Origin of the sequence: Halopseudomonas salina (assembly GCF_014637955.1) — a bacterium.
GTDB classification, from domain to species: domain Bacteria; phylum Pseudomonadota; class Gammaproteobacteria; order Pseudomonadales; family Pseudomonadaceae; genus Halopseudomonas; species Halopseudomonas salina.
In genome coordinates, this window is record NZ_BMFF01000006.1 from 1 (window position 1) to 17979 (window position 17979).

Annotated in this window: 15 protein-coding genes; 12 read left to right on the plus strand and 3 right to left on the minus strand. The window is 55.9% G+C overall.

What is annotated here, in order from left to right; all coding sequences use genetic code 11:
* Positions 1-216: 216 nt before the first annotated feature.
* From cysP to IEV54_RS13730, 5 genes are read left to right on the plus strand one after another with little or no spacing between them, the layout of a single operon-like run.
* Positions 217-1242, plus strand: a complete 1026-nt coding sequence (gene cysP / locus IEV54_RS13710; protein WP_150278841.1) for a thiosulfate ABC transporter substrate-binding protein CysP — start codon at positions 217-219, stop codon at positions 1240-1242.
* 12 nt (positions 1243-1254) lie between these two features.
* A complete protein-coding gene (gene cysT / locus IEV54_RS13715; protein ID WP_150278840.1) occupies positions 1255-2118 on the plus strand; it encodes a sulfate/thiosulfate ABC transporter permease CysT in 864 nt (287 codons plus the stop codon).
* 4 nt (positions 2119-2122) lie between these two features.
* Positions 2123-2995 (plus strand): sulfate/thiosulfate ABC transporter permease CysW, encoded by an 873-nt coding sequence (cysW, locus tag IEV54_RS13720; RefSeq protein ID WP_150278839.1) that lies wholly within the window; start codon positions 2123-2125, stop codon positions 2993-2995.
* Complete coding sequence (locus tag IEV54_RS13725; RefSeq protein WP_150278838.1) at positions 2992-4089, plus strand: sulfate/molybdate ABC transporter ATP-binding protein; 1098 nt, start codon at positions 2992-2994, stop codon at positions 4087-4089. The genes cysW and IEV54_RS13725 overlap by 4 nt, the downstream gene beginning before the upstream one ends.
* A 40-nt stretch (positions 4090-4129) precedes the next feature.
* Positions 4130-4744, plus strand: a complete 615-nt coding sequence (locus tag IEV54_RS13730) for a class I SAM-dependent methyltransferase (RefSeq protein WP_150278837.1) — start codon at positions 4130-4132, stop codon at positions 4742-4744.
* A gap of 77 nt (positions 4745-4821) precedes the next feature.
* Here the strand turns inward: IEV54_RS13730 and IEV54_RS13735 are convergent, their stop codons facing one another.
* Complete coding sequence (locus IEV54_RS13735) at positions 4822-5847, minus strand: alpha/beta fold hydrolase (protein ID WP_150278836.1); 1026 nt, start codon at positions 5845-5847, stop codon at positions 4822-4824.
* A gap of 151 nt (positions 5848-5998) precedes the next feature.
* Here IEV54_RS13735 and glnT point away from each other — a divergent pair, with 151 nt between their 5' ends.
* From glnT to IEV54_RS13755, 4 genes are all read left to right on the plus strand, one after another.
* Positions 5999-7360, plus strand: a complete 1362-nt coding sequence (glnT, locus tag IEV54_RS13740) for a type III glutamate--ammonia ligase (protein WP_150278854.1) — start codon at positions 5999-6001, stop codon at positions 7358-7360.
* Positions 7361-7460: 100 nt separating this feature from the next.
* The gene (locus IEV54_RS13745; RefSeq protein ID WP_150278835.1) at positions 7461-8558 is read left to right on the plus strand and encodes a putative urea ABC transporter substrate-binding protein; all 1098 of its coding nucleotides are present in this window, start codon (positions 7461-7463) and stop codon (positions 8556-8558) included.
* A 60-nt stretch (positions 8559-8618) separates the two neighbouring features.
* A complete protein-coding gene (locus tag IEV54_RS13750; protein ID WP_150278834.1) occupies positions 8619-9230 on the plus strand; it encodes a TetR family transcriptional regulator in 612 nt (203 codons plus the stop codon).
* Positions 9231-9359: 129 nt separating this feature from the next.
* The gene (locus tag IEV54_RS13755; protein ID WP_150278833.1) at positions 9360-9920 is read left to right on the plus strand and encodes a porin family protein; all 561 of its coding nucleotides are present in this window, start codon (positions 9360-9362) and stop codon (positions 9918-9920) included.
* A gap of 61 nt (positions 9921-9981) precedes the next feature.
* Here IEV54_RS13755 and IEV54_RS13760 read toward each other — a convergent pair whose 3' ends face one another.
* Entirely contained in the window at positions 9982-11946 is a 1965-nt protein-coding gene (locus IEV54_RS13760) for an alkyl/aryl-sulfatase (RefSeq protein ID WP_150278832.1), read from the minus strand.
* Between the two features lie 307 nt (positions 11947-12253).
* Between IEV54_RS13760 and IEV54_RS13765 the strand changes: the two genes are divergently transcribed.
* Positions 12254-13351 (plus strand): carboxynorspermidine decarboxylase, encoded by a 1098-nt coding sequence (locus IEV54_RS13765; RefSeq protein WP_150278831.1) that lies wholly within the window; start codon positions 12254-12256, stop codon positions 13349-13351.
* 46 nt (positions 13352-13397) lie between these two features.
* Positions 13398-14636: a saccharopine dehydrogenase family protein gene (locus IEV54_RS13770; RefSeq protein ID WP_150278830.1), complete on the plus strand. Its 1239-nt coding sequence runs from the start codon at positions 13398-13400 to the stop codon at positions 14634-14636.
* Positions 14637-14699: 63 nt separating this feature from the next.
* Here the strand turns inward: IEV54_RS13770 and IEV54_RS13775 are convergent, their stop codons facing one another.
* On the minus strand, positions 14700-16388 hold the full coding sequence (locus IEV54_RS13775) for a VOC family protein (RefSeq protein WP_150278829.1): 1689 nt from the start codon (positions 16386-16388) through the stop codon (positions 14700-14702).
* Positions 16389-16565: 177 nt separating this feature from the next.
* Here IEV54_RS13775 and IEV54_RS13780 point away from each other — a divergent pair, with 177 nt between their 5' ends.
* Complete coding sequence (locus IEV54_RS13780) at positions 16566-17915, plus strand: glutamine synthetase family protein (RefSeq protein ID WP_150278826.1); 1350 nt, start codon at positions 16566-16568, stop codon at positions 17913-17915.
* The last annotated feature ends 64 nt before the right edge of the window (positions 17916-17979 follow it).

Sequence of the window (17979 nt, forward strand, 5' to 3'; positions counted from 1 at the left end):
AGCTTGCAGCTTGCAGCTTGCAGCTTGCAGCTTGCAGCTTGCAGCTTGCAGCTTGCAGCTTGCAGCTTGCAGCTTGCAGCTTCCCTTTATGCTTTAGAGGCTTAAGTAATAAGTAAAACCGTATAACCAGCAAGTTGTTATAAATCGATCGGTTCGATACCCTGTGCAGCCTGTTCGGGAAGCCGACTGGTGCTTCCCCAAGTCCTTGGAGGATTTATGGCTGATAAATCGATACGTACTCGCGTCAGCGCGATCGCTGGTGCTTTATTGCTGGGAGCCAGTGCGGCTTTATCTCCGGTTCATGCTGCTGACCAGAAACTGCTCAACTCTTCCTACGACATTGCCAGAGAACTGTTCTCTGCCTACAACCAGCAGTTTTCCGAGTACTGGCAAGAGAAAACGGGCAATACGTTGGAAATCAGTCAATCCCATGGCGGTTCGTCGAAACAAGCGCAGGCCATAATTCAAGGCCTGCGGGCGGATGTGGTGACCTATAACCAGGTGACTGATGTCGACATTCTGCATACCCGTGGCAATCTGATACCCGAAGATTGGCGTCAGCGGCTACCTAATGCCAGCTCGCCTTACTATTCAACAATGGCCTTTCTGGTGCGCGAAGGAAATCCGAAAAACATTCGTAACTGGGATGATCTTGCTCGGGATGATGTCAGCTCCGTGTTGCCGAATCCCAAGACCTCCGGTAATGGTCGTTATACCTATCTTGCCGCTTTGGGCTATGCCCAGAAAGCCTTTGATGGTGATGAAGCGAAGATAGACCAGTTCCTGAAAACCATGTTGGGCAATGTAGCGGTATATGACACCGGCGGACGCGGTGCCACAACGACCTTTATCGAACGGGGAATCGGCGATGTGCTGCTTACTTTCGAGTCTGAAGTGAACAACATCGTCGCGCAAAATCCAGAGGCCGGTTATCAGGTTGTTGTACCAAAAATCAGTTTCCTTGCGGAGTTTCCTGTTACCTGGATCGACCGTAATGTTGAGCGTAACGAAACCGAAGCCTTGGCTAAAAACTATCTCGAGTATCTGTATTCCGAGGAAGCACAGCGCCTGATCGCTGGTTTCAATTACCGGGTTCACAACGAAAAGGTACAGACCGAATTTGCTGACCGTTTCCCGGATCTTGAACTGCTACCCATCGAAGAAATTGCCGGTAATTGGGAAACAGCCATGCGTGTTCATTTTGCGCCTGGCGGCAAACTGGACCAATTGCAGAGACGTTGATGCATAAAGTCCATGAATAAAGTCTCAGCACAAGTCTTGCCTGCCAGCGCTGGTAAGGCAAAGAGAGTGTTGCCCGGGTTCTCGTTGAGCCTGGGCGTTTCGCTCTTATTCATCAGTCTGGTTCTGTTGCTCCCTGTCACCGGACTCATCGTTCAGACGTCCGGTATGACCTTGGCAGAATACTGGGCGGTTATCACCGACGAACGGGTTGTTGCATCCTATAAGGTAACGCTGTGGGCTGCTGGAATTGCATCACTCATCAACGGGGTGGTGGGGCTTTTGATGGCTTGGGTACTGGTACGCTATGAGTTCTGGGGCAAGCGTTTTGTCGATGCTCTGATGGACTTGCCCTTTGCACTGCCAACGGCGGTAGCAGGCATTACGCTCGCAGCACTTTTCGCTGAAAACGGCTGGTACGGCCAATATCTCGCCCGGCTCGGAATCGAGGTCGCCTACACCCCACTGGGTATTGTTGTTGCTATGTCTTTCACCAGTCTTCCCTTTGTGGTTCGCACGGTTCAACCGGTGCTGGAGGATCTAGCGCCGGAGGACGAAGAGGCGGCTATGAGTATGGGAGCTTCAGATCTTACGGTGTTCCGCCGCATACTGTTTCCGGCGCTCTGGCCAGCGCTGATGACGGGCGTTGCGTTGTCATTTACACGTAGTCTCGGCGAGTTCGGAGCAGTTATATTCATAGCCGGTAATACACCCTATGTAAGCGAAATCACCAGCCTGATGATTTTTGTCAGACTGCAGGAATTCGATTACGCGGCCGCCAGCGCCATTGCGTCCGTGGTGTTGATGGCTTCTCTCGTCCTTCTTCTGGGTATCAATCTGTGGCAGGCGCGTTATCTCAAACGTCTGCATGGGCGGTGAGACCATGAGCAAACATCGAAACTCGAGCCTCAGGGTCGGCGAGCGCCCATGGACCAAATGGACACTCATTGGCATCGCTTTGACTCTTACGCTGCTGATTCTGGTTATCCCGCTGGTGTTGATCTTTGCCCAGGCCCTGTCAGGGGGCGTGCAGACGGCTTGGGATAACCTGACTGATGCCTATACGCTGCATGCAATTGGGCTCACATTGTTCGTAGCTGCGTTAACAGTGCCGATCAACCTGGTGTTCGGGGTCTTTCTTGCCTGGCTGGTCACGCGGTTCGAGTTCCCGGGGCGCAAGGCGCTGATCACGCTGATCGATATCCCGTTCGCCGTCTCGCCAGTGGTTGCTGGCCTGTTGTATCTGCTCCTGTACGGATCCAACGGTTGGTTAGGTAGTTGGCTGGCCGATTACGATGTCCAATTGATGTTCGCCTGGCCAGGAATTGTCATGGTCACCGTGTTTGTTACCTGTCCATTTGTTGCACGGGAACTCATCCCGTTAATGCAGCAACAGGGCAGTGAGGAAGAAGAGGCAGGTGTGATCCTCGGTGCCAGTGGCTGGCAGCTTTTCCGCCGCGTGACCCTGCCAAATATCCGCTGGGCCCTGATATACGGCGTCGTGCTTACCAATGCCCGAGCTGTTGGTGAGTTTGGCGCGGTGTCGGTAGTAGCGGGAAATATCCGCGGTCAAACCAATACCTTGCCATTGCACGTGGAGCTGCTCTACCAGGACTACAACGTAGTAGGTGCTTTTGTTGCTGCATCGCTGCTGGCAGGCATCGCTCTTCTCACGCTGTTGATCAAAAGTGTCGTCGAGTGGCGCCAGAGCCGGCAACCTGAACCTGAAAACCATCAGTCGGAAATCCTTGGATGAGTATTACTGTAGAGCGCATCAATAAATATTTCGGGTCCTTTCAAGCGCTCAAGGACATTTCCCTGGACATCCCTGATGGCAAGTTGATTGGTTTGCTGGGTCCTTCGGGGTCAGGCAAGACAACACTGCTGCGCGTAATAGCGGGTCTGGAAAATGCCGAGAGTGGGCGGGTGCTTTTCCATGGCGAGGATGTCACTCCCTTGCACGTACGCGAGCGCCGTGTTGGCTTTGTATTTCAGCATTACGCACTTTTTCGGCACATGACAGTAGCGCAGAACATCGCCTTCGGCCTTGAAGTCATGCCGCGCAAGGATCGCCCCTCTGCCCCCGAGATACGTAGGCGTGTTGCGGATCTGTTGGAAATGGTTCAGCTGGCTCATCTGGCCGAGCGCTTTCCTGCTCAACTGTCTGGTGGGCAGAAACAAAGAATCGCCCTGGCCCGTGCACTGGCAATGAAGCCGCAGATACTCTTGCTTGATGAGCCATTCGGCGCGCTTGATGCCAAGGTGCGCAAAGATTTGCGTCGCTGGTTACGCGCTCTGCATGACGAATTGCACTTCACCAGCGTGTTCGTTACCCACGACCAGGAAGAGGCGCTTGAGCTCTCCGATCAGGTAGTGGTCATGAGTGCTGGCAAGATCGAGCAGGTTGACGAACCCCGTGCCCTCTATGCGCAGCCAGAAAGCCGTTTTGTGTTTGATTTTCTGGGGCACGTCAACGTGTTCTCCGGGGACCTGCAGGGTCGCCGTCTGCAGCAATCGGAGGGCTGGATTGAATTGCCCGAGGATACCGATGGGGAAGCTGTACAGTTATATATTCGTCCCCACGAACTTCGACTACAGGATGAGCCCGCAGCTCATGCCCACTTACCCCTGCGGATTGACTCCATCAGTCTGATCGGAGCTGAAGTTCGCCTGGAGCTTACGCCCTGCGGTTGGCAGAGTGAAGAGCCCTGGGAGGTTGGTATCAGTCACGCCGAGTTCAATCGCTGGCAGCCCCAGCGAGGTGACCGGTGCTATGCTGTCCCGGACGTGGGTCATCTGTTCAATTGCGAGGGTAAACCGCCCCGCACGCTGAGCTGGGTTGGTCGCTGAGCTTTCTCGGCGGTGCCTGCACCGCTCGCTGGGAGAGTCAATGAATCCGTATGAGCGCTATGTACTGCCGAAGATGATCGACATTGCCTGTGGCATGGGTGATGTGATGAAAGCCCGATCCAGAGTGGTGCCCCAAGCGACAGGTGAGGTCCTGGAAATTGGCATTGGTACTGGCCTGAATCTGCAGTTCTACAATCCCGAAAAAGTAACCTCTATTATCGGCGTTGACCCCGCTGCACAGATGCAGACGCTTGCTCGTAAGCGCGCTGCATCAATCGGCATTCCTGTTGATATGGTGGCGGTGGATGTGCAAGGCATTCACGCTGAAACTGATCGCTTCGATACGATCGTGATGACCTTTACCCTGTGCAGTATTGCCGACCCGATACCCGCCATGAAAGAAATGCACCGCGTTCTCAAACCCGGTGGGCGGTTGCTGTTTTGTGAGCATGGGCTTGCACCCGATGCCTCAGTAGAGCGCTGGCAGCACCGGCTGACGCCGCTCTGGAAACCACTGGCAGGTGGCTGTCATCTCAATCGGGATATTCCGGCTCTGATTGAAGCGGGCGGGTTTAGCATAGGTGAGCTGCACACCGAGTATCTTCCAGGCCCTCGGCCGATGACCTTTGTTTACAGCGGTTGGGCGCATAAATAAGCCTGTGTGTCAGCCCCTTTGCCAGGTCGGAAGCCATACCTTTGAAGGCCTGTAGTTGGTTGAGGGCGCTGCGGTGATCAGGCACGCCCGAGTAATTCGGCGCAGGCGTCGAGAATGACGCGAGTGTCCACCGGGTTGCGTCCAGGCGCACCGGCGCAGTGACCCCAGTCCGAGATAAGCGGGAGACATCGTGCGTCAGGTATGTGCTGGGCTTCCCAACAGGCATCCTGTCGGGTGAAGTACAGATCAGTACTCGAAGGCATGATTACCGTCTGCGCCTTTATTGCCTGAAGAGCAGCAATGAAGTCTCCCCGGTATCGCTCATTTGCGCTGATATCGCCATGCATCCAGGTGGAAAGAACCGCAAGCAGGTTATTCGCGTCCTGTTCGAGATGATCTGCTTCCCAATAGGCCAGCAAGGCATCGATGCTGTCATGGCCAAGCGTGCGGTAAAGCTCTTCCCGGAAAAAAGCCTGGCTGTAAGCCCATCCCGCATAAACTCGAGCGAATGCCTTGAGCCCCGTTTCCGGCTGCTGAGTATAAAACCCGTGCTGCCAAACCGGGTCGCAGGTCAACGCAGCTTTCACACCTTCAAGAAACACCCGGTTATGCGGCCAGCAGCGTGCGGTGGCGCATACGCTCATGATGCGTCGAACCTGATCAGGAAAGGTGCAGCCCCATTGCAGAGCCTGCATGCCGCCCATGGACCAGCCCATTATCAATGCCAATGATGCACCATTGAACTGCTCGGTGATCAATTGCTGTTGCGCGATGACGTTGTCGAAAATAGTGACCTGGGGAAAATTCCCGGCTGTCTGTGTCCCATGTGCGTCAGTGGGCGAGGTGGAGCAACCATTGCCGATAAGGTTGGGTATGACGATGCAGTAATGATCCGGATCCAGAGGACCATGTGCACCAATCAGGGGCGCGATGCCCGAATGTGTTCCACCGTAGTACGTCGGTAGCAGAATCAGGTTATCGCCCGCCGTGTTCAATTCACCGAATTGTAGATAAGTGAGCTGGGATTCGCGCAATACAGCGCCACTTTGTAAAACCAGCTCGCCGAGCTCGAATCGCTTTACAACGCCTTGATCTATAACCATTTTGGCCACTCCTTTAATCCTGTTTGTTGGCCAGATGCCGTTCTGGGGGGTCAATAAAACGAACATATACATGCATGCTGGCATGTATGTTGAATGGAAGATTCGTACCAAGCTCGCCATTCCCGGCGAGATCACGATCTGGAGTGCAGTCATGACGGTACAGCCATCCGCCGAAAGCTTGAAACAAACGCTCAGGGACAAGGGAGTCAAGTATGCCCTTGCCGGGTATGTAGACATCCACGGCATCATCAAGGGGAAGTTCGTCCCTGTCGATCATCTGGACAGGATGCTCAAAGGTTCTGAGCTCTTCACCGGCGCTGCCCTGGACGGCGTACCCCAGGAGATCAGCGATAATGAAGTAGCTGCGATGCCGGATACCGCTACCCTGACCCAGTGCCCCTGGAACCCTGATCTGGCCTGGTTTGCCAGCGACCTCTATCTGGACGGTGCTCCGTTCGAGGCCTGCTCGCGCAACATCCTCAAGCGGCAGGTGGCCGATGCTGCAGACATGGGTTACAAATTCAACCTGGGCATTGAAACCGAATTCTTCCTGTTCAAGGATTCCGCTGATGGCGGCTTCGAGCCGATAAGTGCACGCGATACCCTGGCCAAGCCTTGCTACGACCCCCGCACTCTGGGCGACAACATGCACATAGTTGGAGAGCTGGTCGAAGCAATGAACAGCATGGGCTGGGACGTGTATTCGTTCGATCATGAGGACGCAAACGGTCAGTTTGAAACCGACTTTACCTACACCGATGCGCTGGGCATGGCCGACAGGCTGGTGTTCTTCCGTCTGATGGCCGGTGAAATTGCCCGCAAGCACGGTGCATTTGCCAGTTTCATGCCCAAGCCTTCTGCTACCCGCACCGGTAGCGGCGCGCACTACAACATGTCCCTGGCTGATCTCGAGACTGGCAAGAACCTGTTTGATACAGCCAACGGTGAGGACACCTATGGCTGCGGCGTAACCGCCATGGCTTATCACTTCATCGCTGGCGTGATGAAGCATGCAAAGGCGATCAGTGCGGTTATTGCGCCCACGGTTAACAGTTACAAGCGCCTGGTGCGCAAGGGCAGCATGTCAGGCTCCACCTGGGCGCCGGTCTTCGTCTGTTACGGCAACAACAACCGCACCAATATGTTGCGCATCCCGTCCCAGGGCGCGCGGGTCGAGTGTCGGGCTGCGGACATCGCCTGCAACCCCTACCTGGGCTCGGCAATGATCCTGGCGGCAGGTCTGGAGGGTATTCGCGAGGCAATGGATCCCGGCCAGCCGCATCGGGAAAACATGTACAGCTACACCGATCAGGAGGTGCGCGACATGAATATCGAGATGCTTCCGCAGAACCTCGGTGAAGCCATTGACGCCTTCGAGGCAGACCCGCTTTCCAGACTGGTGTTTGGTGACGCAATGTTCGAAAGCTTCGTGCAGTACAAGCGCGAGGAATGGACCAGCTATCACACCCATGTGTCTGACTGGGAGTTGAGCCGGTACCTCAAATTCTTCTGATGATCCCGCGCCAGCAAAAACTGGCGCGGCTCTTGCTACGCTTTACCCCTATCTGGACCCATGATCTGGCAAGTCGCCACATTCTTTCAGGAGTAGAAACATGAAAAAGCCTTTTGCATTGAAGCGCCGTATCACGCAGATACTTGGTGGTGCGCTTATCACCGCAGCCGTATCGACCATGTTGATCGTTCCCGCAGCCAGTGCCCAGGAGCGTGACAGCTTCAAGATTGCCTGGAGTATCTACGCGGGCTGGATTCCATGGAAATACGTAGATGAATCCGGAATCATGAAAAAATGGGCCGACAAGTACGGTATTGAAGTCGAGATTGTGCAGATCAACGACTACATAGAGTCGATCAACCAATACACCGCAGGGGAGTTTGATGGTGTTGTGGCTACCAGTATGGATGCCCTGTCCATCCCGTCCGCAGGTGGCGTCGACACTACGGCGCTGATCGTCGGTGACTATTCCAATGGTAATGACGGCCTGGTGATGAAGGGTAGCAGCGACATCAAGGACCTCAAGGGCGAGCAGGTCAATCTGGTCGAGCTGTCCGTATCACACTATTTGCTTGCGCGCGCGCTGGACTCCGTGGGTATGAGTGAGCGTGATGTCACTGTGGTGAATACCGGCGATGCGGATATTGTTGCCGCTTTCAGCACCGACGGCGTCAAGAACGTGGTGACCTGGAACCCGTTGCTGGCGGATGTTCTGGAAATGCCTAGCGCCAACGGCGTATTCGATTCAAGCCAGATACCCGGTCACATCAAGGATCTGACCATCGTCAACACGCAAACGCTTGCGGAGAATCCTGCCCTGGGCAAGGCCCTGGTTGGCGCCTGGTTCGAGCTCATGGCCGAGATGAGTACCGACAGTGAAGCTGGTCAGGAAGCCAGAGCTTTTCTGGGTGAGGCTTCAGGCACTGATCAGGCGGGCTATGAAGCTCAGCTGGCAGGTATGAAGATGTTCTGGGAGCCAAAAGATGCGATAGCCTTTATCTCCAGCGATCAGGCCATCGAGGCGATGGACAGTGTTCGCGAGTTCTCTTATCAGAAAGGCTTGCTTGGCGAGGGCGCCAGCTCTGCTGATTTCGTGGGTATCTCCTTCCCTGGTGGCAAGACGCTGGGCGACAGCGCTAATATAAAGCTGCGTTTCGATCCTGCCTACATGCAGATGGCGGCGGACGACGCACTCTGATCTCAGCCCGAATCCTCCATGGTCATCAGGCCGTGGGGGATTGCCGCAAGCGGATAATTCATGCGCCGTACCAAGGAAGACGCGGAAAAAACGCGTCTGAAAATCATAGAAGCCGCTCTGACGCTATTCAGTCGCAACGGTTATTCCAACACCACGCTGGGGATGATTGGCACCGAGGCAGGATACAGTCGCGGACCTATCTACTGGCATTTCAAAAACAAGGATGATCTCTACCAGGCCGTTCTGGCTTACTCTCAAGAACCGTTGGAAGCGCTGGTAGGCAATGCGGCGAGGTCCGGTACCGATGCTCTTGCTGCCATAGACAGGTTTGCCCACCAATGGCTTGAACTGCTCGCTGAGGATGTCTGGTTCCGCCAATCCTTCGAAATCCTGTTGAACAAGACGGAGCTGACCGATGCTATTGCTCCTACGATTCAGCGTGAAAAAGAGCTGACACGGCATATTGTCGAAACGCTCTCTCAGCTTGTAGCCCAGGCGCAGGAAATCAAGCAGCTCCCTGCCTCCCAGCCTGCTAATAAACTGGGTTTACTGATTTACACCCATCTGATGGGGATCACCCAGAGCTGGCTGTTTGCGCCGGATCTTTTCTGCCTCAAAGAGGAGAAGACCTTCCTCGTGCAACGGCTGCACTGTCTCCTGCGCGCCCCTTGAAAAGAAACCATCTCGCCCTATGGTGCGTGGCCTGAAAATGCCCTTATGATATCCCCGCGCGGGCCAGGAGGCCCGTCTAAAGGGATCACTGTCAGAAGACAGTCATAACAAGCATCTGGAGATGTATAAATGTTCAAGAAGACTTTATTTGTTGCTGCTGTTGTTGTGAGCTTTAGCACTATGGCTGCCGTTGCCCACGCGGAGGAGTCCAGCGGTTATGTGTTTGGCAGCCTGGGCCAGTCCGACGCCAACGTCAGCGGTGCCTCTGATACTGAAGATACCGCCTGGAAGCTGGGCGGTGGCTTGCAACTGAGCGACAACTGGGGTGTTGAGCTTCAATATACGGACTTGGGCCAAGTAGAAGGTGACGTCTGGGTAGGCGGCGTTCCTTTTCAAGCTGAAGCTGAAACCCAAGGTTTTGGAGCGAACCTGGTTGGCACTCTGCCCTTCGAGCGATTCCAGCTTTTCGGTAAGCTCGGCTATCACCGTATGGAAACTGAAATACGCGCGAGCGGTTTTGGGGTCTCGGCAAGTGATGACGCCACTGAATGGGTTATGTCTTACGGCATTGGCGCGGCTTACGAGTTGACAGCCAATCTTGATATTCTCGCTGAATACGAAATGTATTCTGATGTGGCAGACGAATACGACGTCGACATGCTTTCGGCAGGTCTGCGTTACAACTTCTGACCAATACGCGCAAAAAAGCCGGGGCTCATGCTCCGGCTTTTTAGTTTTTGCGGCTTGGGTCTTACGGTTTCACAGGCTCGATGATCGGAAAGTTCGCAGAAGGCTCTTCAATCATTTGCAGCAGACCAAAGAATGCTCTCGGGTCACCCTCCACTTTGATTTCACCGGCTTTGACCGCTTCGGGGAACGTAAGCTCGCGGAGTAAAATCCGGTCGAGGGTTTTCCGCGTCATGTTGACGCTGGCATCGGGATTTTCGGCCAGGCTGCCGGCGCGGTAGGTGAGTGTGGCGTTCTGCAGGTTCAGGCGATATTGCTCGTCGATATCCGTCAGCGACCAGTTGATTACCAGGTGCTGGCCAGCGGCTTTTTCTGCATCCAGACGCACTGCCAGCAAATCGAAGAACATGCCTGCCTCCAGAGCCTGCAGTAGGTCAGGAGAAATACCAGTACCTGTGCGCTGTTCGCCAACGCCCTCACGCAGTTCCTGCGCGCCGGTCAGATAGGCGCCGCGCCAGGTGCCGGCCTCGGCCTGATAGCCCAGTTGCTCCAGGGCATCTGCACCCAGTTCGCGAGCCGCCTGATGGTCGGGGTTGGCGAATACGGCCTGACTCATTACCCAGGCGACCCAACGGTACTCGCCATTGGCGAAGTCCTTGCGAGCCTGGTCGATCACACTGTCCATACCACCCATATAGCTGATTGTCTTGGCAGCGTTCTCTTGTGGCGGCAGGGGGTCGAGGTTGGCCGGGTTGGCGTCATACCAACCCATATAGCGCTGGTATATTGCTCGGGCGTTGTGTTTCAGCGTGCCGTAATACCCGCGGGCATACCACTCCTGGTCCAGACTCTCTGGAAGCTTGATGTTCTCCGCAATATCCCCGGCCAGGTAACCCTTGTTCATCATGCGTACAGACTGATCATGGATGAACTTGTACAGATCGCGCTGGACGCCAAGAAAGTGTTGCGCCCCTTCGCGTTCCCAGATCGGCCAGTGATGCTGGGCGATGAGGATGTCGGTCCGGTCACCGAAACGCTCCAGGGCCTTGTCGATATAATGCGACCAGGCGCTGGCGTCGCGGATTGCCGCGCCGCGGATGGTGTAGATGTTATGCAGGTGCTGGCTGGTGATCTCAGCCGTGTTGAGTACCTTGAACTGGGGAAAATACATCATCATTTCCGACTCGGCTTCGGTGCCGTGGGCCATCTGGAATTCGATTTCAATACCGTCGATAGTCAGGGTCGCATTGTCGGGAACGGTGTCGGTTGGCGCGATCAGGGTCATTGGGCCGCTGGCGAGGGCCTTGCCGAGCCCGGTGTCCACGTGTCCGCGCTCACCCGCTGGCAGCGCCGCGCCAAACTGGTAGATAGCGCGGCGGCTCATCGCGTTTCCGGCAATGATGTTCTCCGATACCGCATGCTGCATGAAGCCATAGGGTGCATAAACCTTGACCTTCCCGGCACGCACGTCGGCCTCATCAATCACACCCTTTACGCCACCAAAATGGTCAGCATGGTTATGCGTGTAAAGCACAGCCACGACAGGCTTTTGTGGACGATTCTGATAGTAGAGCTCAAGACCGGCTTCGGCCGTGGCTGGAGTCAGTAGCGGGTCGATGATAATCAGGCCGGTTTCGCCCTCTATGATGGTCATATTGGCCAGATCCATGCCGCGGATCTGGTACATGCCCTCGGTTACCTGAAATAGACCGTGAATGGCATTCAATTGCGCCTGTCGCCAGAGGCTGGGGTTTACCGTGTCAGGGGCTGGCTTATCCTTCAGGAAGGCGTAGGCGGCCATGTTCCATGCGACATGTCCCTCACTATCAATCACCTTGCCTTCAGGCCATTGGGCAATAAAGCCACGCCTGGCATCGTCAAAGGCCTGGGTGTTGCTAAAGGGCAGGGCATCAAGAGCGGCAGCATTGCGCTCGGCGGTGACGCTTTCAGCGGGTTTTGGCCCGGCCAGCACTGCCTGCGCAGTGCCCGCAATGAGAATACTGGTCAACAGAAAGGAACGGTATCGCATGGGTGGGTACTCCGGTTTTGTTTTTATCGGCTTGATATTGACCTTATAGGGCACAGCTCTCATATGTCTAATGCATTTTTATTGCTTGATTGATGCGCGTAGCGCATCAGTTAGTGCTTTGCTGCTACTCGGCTTTGTGCGTTGTTCTGCAATTGCCACATTTGGCAGTTAAGCTGGTGCGGACGTAGGCGTCATTCGGGAAACGTATTTTCCCTCGAAGGTCGGCGCTTTTTTCACTATAATCGCGCGCTTTGCGTAGGCTGGGCATAACCCGGTTTATCGGCAAGCAGTGGAGGGTCGTTGGGCCATGATCAAAACCCCGTACTACCTGATCGACAAGAGTAAATTGCTGCGCAATATGGAGCGCATTGCCTACGTACGCGAGCACTCCGGCGCCAAGGCGCTGCTCGCCCTGAAGTGCTTTGCGACATGGTCGGTATTCGATCTGATGCAGCAGTATATGGACGGCACCACTTCCTCCTCGCTCAACGAGGTAAAGCTCGGCCGCCTCAAGTTTGCCGGTGAAACCCATGCCTACAGCGTGGCCTATGCCGATGACGAGATCGAGGAAGTACTGGCCCATTCGGACAAGATCATCTTCAACTCAATCAGTCAGCTGCAGCGATTTGCTTCGGCTTCGACAGATCACGTACGTGGCCTGCGTCTGAACCCCGGGGTCAGTAGTTCCGAATTTCTTATCGCCGATCCATCGCGGCCATTCAGCCGGCTGGGTGAGTGGGACGCTGCCAAGGTCGCCGAGGTGATCGACCAGGTCTCAGGTTTCATGATCCACAACAACTGTGAGAACAGTGACTTCGCCTTGTTCGACCAGATGCTCGGGCAGATCGAGGAGCGTTTCGGTGGCTTGCTGGAGCAAGTGGAGTGGGTAAGCCTGGGCGGCGGTATCCACTTTACCGGCGATGGCTATCCGCTGGACGCCTTCTGCGCTCGGCTCAAGGCGTTTTCCGAGCGGTTCGGCGTACAGGTCTATCTGGAGCCCGGCGAGGCTGCTATCACCATGAGTAGTTCACTTGAGGTCACAGTGCTGGATACGCTGTTCAACGGCAAGAATCTGGCTGTGGTCGACAGCTCCATCGAAGCGCACATGCTGGACTTGCTGATATACCGGCAACCCGCCAGGATGGCGCCCTGTGATGGCGAACACACCTATATGGTGTGCGGTAAATCCTGCCTTGCGGGGGATATTTTCGGTGAATTCCAGTTCGACAAGGAACTGCAGATTGGTGACCGCCTCTCATTCATTGATGCGGCCGGTTACACAATGGTCAAGAAAAACTGGTTCAATGGCGTTCAGATGCCTTCCATTGTGGTGCGTCAGCTTGATGGCAGTGTTGAAGTGGTTCGTGAGTTCAGCTTCGACGATTTCGTAAACGGCCTCTCTTGAGGCGAATAACCCAGCCTTTTCCAAGGAGGCGTTTCGAGGAAGAGACATGAAGAAAAACGTTCTGATTATTGGTGCCGGTGGTGTTGCCCAGGTTGTCGCACACAAGTGCGCGCAGCATAACGATGTGTTGGGCAATATCCATATTGCTTCGCGTACGGTGGAAAAATGCCAGCAGCTGGTCGACAGCGTACGGGAGAAGGGCAGCCTCAAGGTTGCCGGTGAATTGCAGGCGCACGCGCTCGATGCACTTGATGTCGAGGCCACCAAGGCGCTGATCGACAAGACGCAGTCACAACTGGTCATCAATGTCGGATCGTCATTCGTCAACATGTCGGTACTCCAGGCCTGCATCGAGAGCGGTGCGGCTTATCTGGATACCGCTATTCACGAAGAGCCGGAAAAGATCTGCGAGACGCCACCCTGGTATGCCAATTACGAGTGGAAGCGTCGCGAGCTGTGCGAAGCCAACAACATCACCGCGATCCTGGGCATCGGTTTTGATCCAGGCGTGGTCAATGCCTATGCGGCAGTTGCGGTGAACGAGTACTTCGACAGTGTCAGCGACATCGACATCATCGACATCAACGCCGGCAGTCATGGCAAGTACTTCGCCACCAACTTTGATCCGGAGATCAATTTCCGCGAGTTTACCGGTGAGGTGTGGTCCTGGCAGAGCAGCAGCTGGGTCAGCAACCGGATGTTCGAGGTCAAGCGGACCGACGATCTGCCCGTGGTTGGCGAACACACCAGCTACATGACCGGCCATGATGAATTGCACTCGCTGTCACAGAATCTGAACGTGCCCAACATCCGCTTCTGGATGGGTTTTGGCGAGCATTACATCAACGTCTTTACTGTACTGAACAACCTCGGTCTGCTGTCTGAACAGCCGGTTACTACTGCCGAAGGTCAGGAAGTCATTCCGCTCAAGGTGGTCAAGGCCGTGCTGCCCGACCCCTCATCGCTGGCGCCGAACTATCAGGGCAAAACCTGCATCGGTGATCTGGTCAAGGGCAAGAAGGATGGCAAGGACAAGGAAGTATTCATCTACAACGTCGCCGATCATGCCGAGGCTTATAGTGAAGTTGGTAGCCAGGGTATTTCCTATACCGCCGGTGTGCCTGTGGTAGCTGCCGCTATCCTGATCGCCAATGGCGAGTGGGACGTGCAGAAGATGGTCAACGTCGAGGAGCTCCCGCCCAAGCCGTTTATCAATCTATTGAACACCATGGGTCTGCCCTCACGCATCCGTGATGAAGAGGGTGATCGGGCGCTCAGCTTCTGATCCACCAGAGCAGTAAAAAAGGCCCGCCTGAGCGTTCAGGCGGGCCTTTTCTATTCGCGCCGGTTATTCCTGTTTTGCCCAGGGCGCACGGAGTATCTCTATCAGGGTGCCATCGGTGTCCTTGCCGTAGCCCACCGTCTCGTCAGTACGATCTTTATCGCTGGACGGTTGCGCAGGTGTAATCACCTGTCCGCCGCCATCCTCGATTGCCTGCGCAAAGCCCTCTGGCGACATGCTGCGCATTTCCAGCTTGACCGGGTTGTCGGTGTAATTGCGCGGGCTGCCATTGATCCAGTTCATCAACACCAGTGCCGATCCACCCTGACCCTGCAGGATGTACTCGTTGTACTGGAAGGGGATGGGCAGATACAACACCTCGCGAAAGCCCAGATCTTCAACATAGAAATCCCGGGCAGCCTCCAGATCGCTCACCCCGAGACCGAAGGCGCCGAAATAGGATTCCACTGCATCATCGCTGCCAACGAACTCGATCAGGTTGTTGTCCAGGTCCCGCCCGAAGCCCACGGTGACGCCGAGGCCGGGCTGCAGTGCGGGGGGCACGGTGACCCGGCCGCCAGCATTGAGTATGTCGCGCGCGTACTGCTCGGGGTCTTTTACATAGAACACCAGTTTCCCGGGATTCTGTCGGTAGTTGCGGACCACGCCGTCAGTGAAACCCATCAGCACAACCTGCGAGCCACGCTCGTCCGCCGATTGCATCACCACCTCCTCGCGATCGTCACGGGTGCGGCGGGTTACTTCAGTCATTCCCAGGCCGGCACGGTAGAAATCAACCGCTGCTTCCAGATCCTCTACCCCGATACCGGCAGCGCCCAGATAGGCGCGGATGCCCTGACGCAGCTCCAGCAGGGTGCCATCGGCATCACTGGCATAGCTGACCAGGGCTCCGTCGAGATCAGCCTCCGCGGATGCAGCAGGAGCACGCGGGACATCACCACCGGCCTGGCGGATATTGTCGGCAAGGTCAGTAGGATAAGCGACGTCGAGTTGCAGCTTCACCGGGTTGTCCGTGTAGTTGCGGACGCTGCCGTTGGTCCAGTTCATCAGTACCACGGCTGAGCTGCCTGGTACCGGGGAGGTCAGAATATACTCGTCATATTGTCCGGGAACCCGGAGGAACTGGCTTTCTTCAAAGCCCAGCACATCGACATAGAAATCGCGGGCCGCCTCCAGGTCGCTGACGCCAATTCCGAAGGCGCCGAAGAAGGAGTTGGTCGCGTCCGGCTCACCCACAATCTCGATCAGGTTGTTATCCAGATCCCGGCCAAAGCCCACAACCACATTGCCAAATGCCGGCTGCGGAGCTGGGGGTACGGTGATACGGCCGCCCTGCGCAGTAAACTGCGCAGCAAAGGCTTGTGGATCCTTCGCATAGAACACCAGTTTGCCCGGATTCTGCTGAAAATTACGGCCTATTCCGTCGGTGAAATCCATCAACACAACCTTCGAGCCACGTGCATCCGCTGACTCCAGTACCACTTCGGTGCGGTTGTCCCGGATAAGCCGTCCCACTTCGCGCATGCCCATGCCGTCGGTGTAGAGAGCAACCGATGCGTCCAGGTCAGTTACGCCGATGCCGGCGGCACTCATGAACGTCAGGTTGGCCTGGGGCGCAGCAGCGTCCGGTGGAGGCAGGTCGCTCGAACTGCCTCCACCGCCGCCGAGGCAGCCCGATAGAAGGGTCATTGTTACCAACAACAGCAGAATCTTGAGGTAGGGGTAAGCGGACATGGAAAGCATCCTTGTTATTGTGGGAGCAAACAGAATGAACGTTCGTTCATGAGTGCAAGATACGCTTAGCTTACAGGGATGGCAACCGGGGAATAGCTCGAGCGGTGACGGCCGCGTTAGGGCAGGCTATCATCCGGTCTCACGTCAATTACCCCGTTCAGAACAAGGTGTCTGCCCATGTCCTCGCCGTTAGCTGCCCTCTCGCTGGAAATGCGTCTGGCCGGAGTCGCTGAAATCGAATGCGTGACCCCCGACCTCAACGGCATACCCCGCGGCAAGGTGATGACCGTGGAAGGCTTTCTCGCTGGCCGGCGTCTGCAAATGGCCCGTGGCGTGTTGTTGCAGGCGTTGATGGGCGGCTATCCGGAACCACGCTTTTTTGGTGACGATGATGGTGATCTGCAGCTGCGCGCCTTGGCCGATCAGGTGCACGTATTGCCATGGGCCGAAACACCCCGGGCACTGGCGGTGTGCGAGGCGGTGGAACTCGACGGTACCTTGTCGGGACTCTCGTGCCGGACGTTGCTCAAGCAGGTGGTGGGCCGTTACGCCGAACGCAACTGGCAACCGATCGTTGCCACCGAGCTGGAGTTCTTCCTGTTCGAACGGCATTCTGATGCTAATCTGCCGTTCCAGCCGCCGGTCGGTATAGATGGTCGCCGCGATCCGGGCAATGCCGCATTCAGCGTTAGCTCCAACAACGGACTGCGGCCTTTCTTCGATGAAATCAAGGTGGGTATGGCCGCGCTGGGGATTCCCCGTGATACCTTTATGCACGAGATGGGTGTTAGTCAGTTCGAGATCAATTTCGTGCACGGCGATCCGCTATTGATTGCCGACCAGACCTTCCTGTTCAAGCACATGCTGCATGAGGTCGCGCTCAAGCACGGTCTGATTGCGGTGTGCATGGCCAAGCCGCTGGCGCGGGTACCGGGCTGCTCAATGCACATACACCAGAGCGTGATCGAGAAAACCCATGGACGGAACATCTTCACCGATCCGCGCAACAACGAACCGACCTTCAGCTTCCCGCATTACATTGGTGGCCTGCAGCTTTGCCTGGCCGACCTGACGTTGTTGATGGCGCCGAATATCAACTCCTATCAGCGCTTCTGCCATATCTTTGCTTCGCCCAACAATCTCTGCTGGGCGCAGGATAACCGCAGCGCTGGCTTGCGCATTCCGGCCAGTACGCCGGATGCACGCAGGGTAGAAAACCGTTTGCCCGGTGCCGACGCCAACCCCTATCTGGCGATAGCCGCCAGTCTTGCTGCCGGTCTGCACGGCATTGATAACGAAATAGAACCTAGCCCCTCTGTCAGCGGCCAGTTTGTCGCGCCGGATCATCTCAAGCTGCCCGGCTCGCTGCACGAGGCTATCAATCGCTTGAGTCGCAGCACACTGGCGCGGGAACTGTTTGATGACGAATTCATTGATGGCTATCTGGCAACCAAGACATTGGAACTCGAACACTTCCTGGACGAGATAACGCCCTGGGAGCGCCGCTTTCTTGGCTCGCAAGTCTAGAGGCCTGGAACTGACCGCGCTGCGACCTGATCTGTCGCGCTAACCCCTGATACTATGGCGTCAC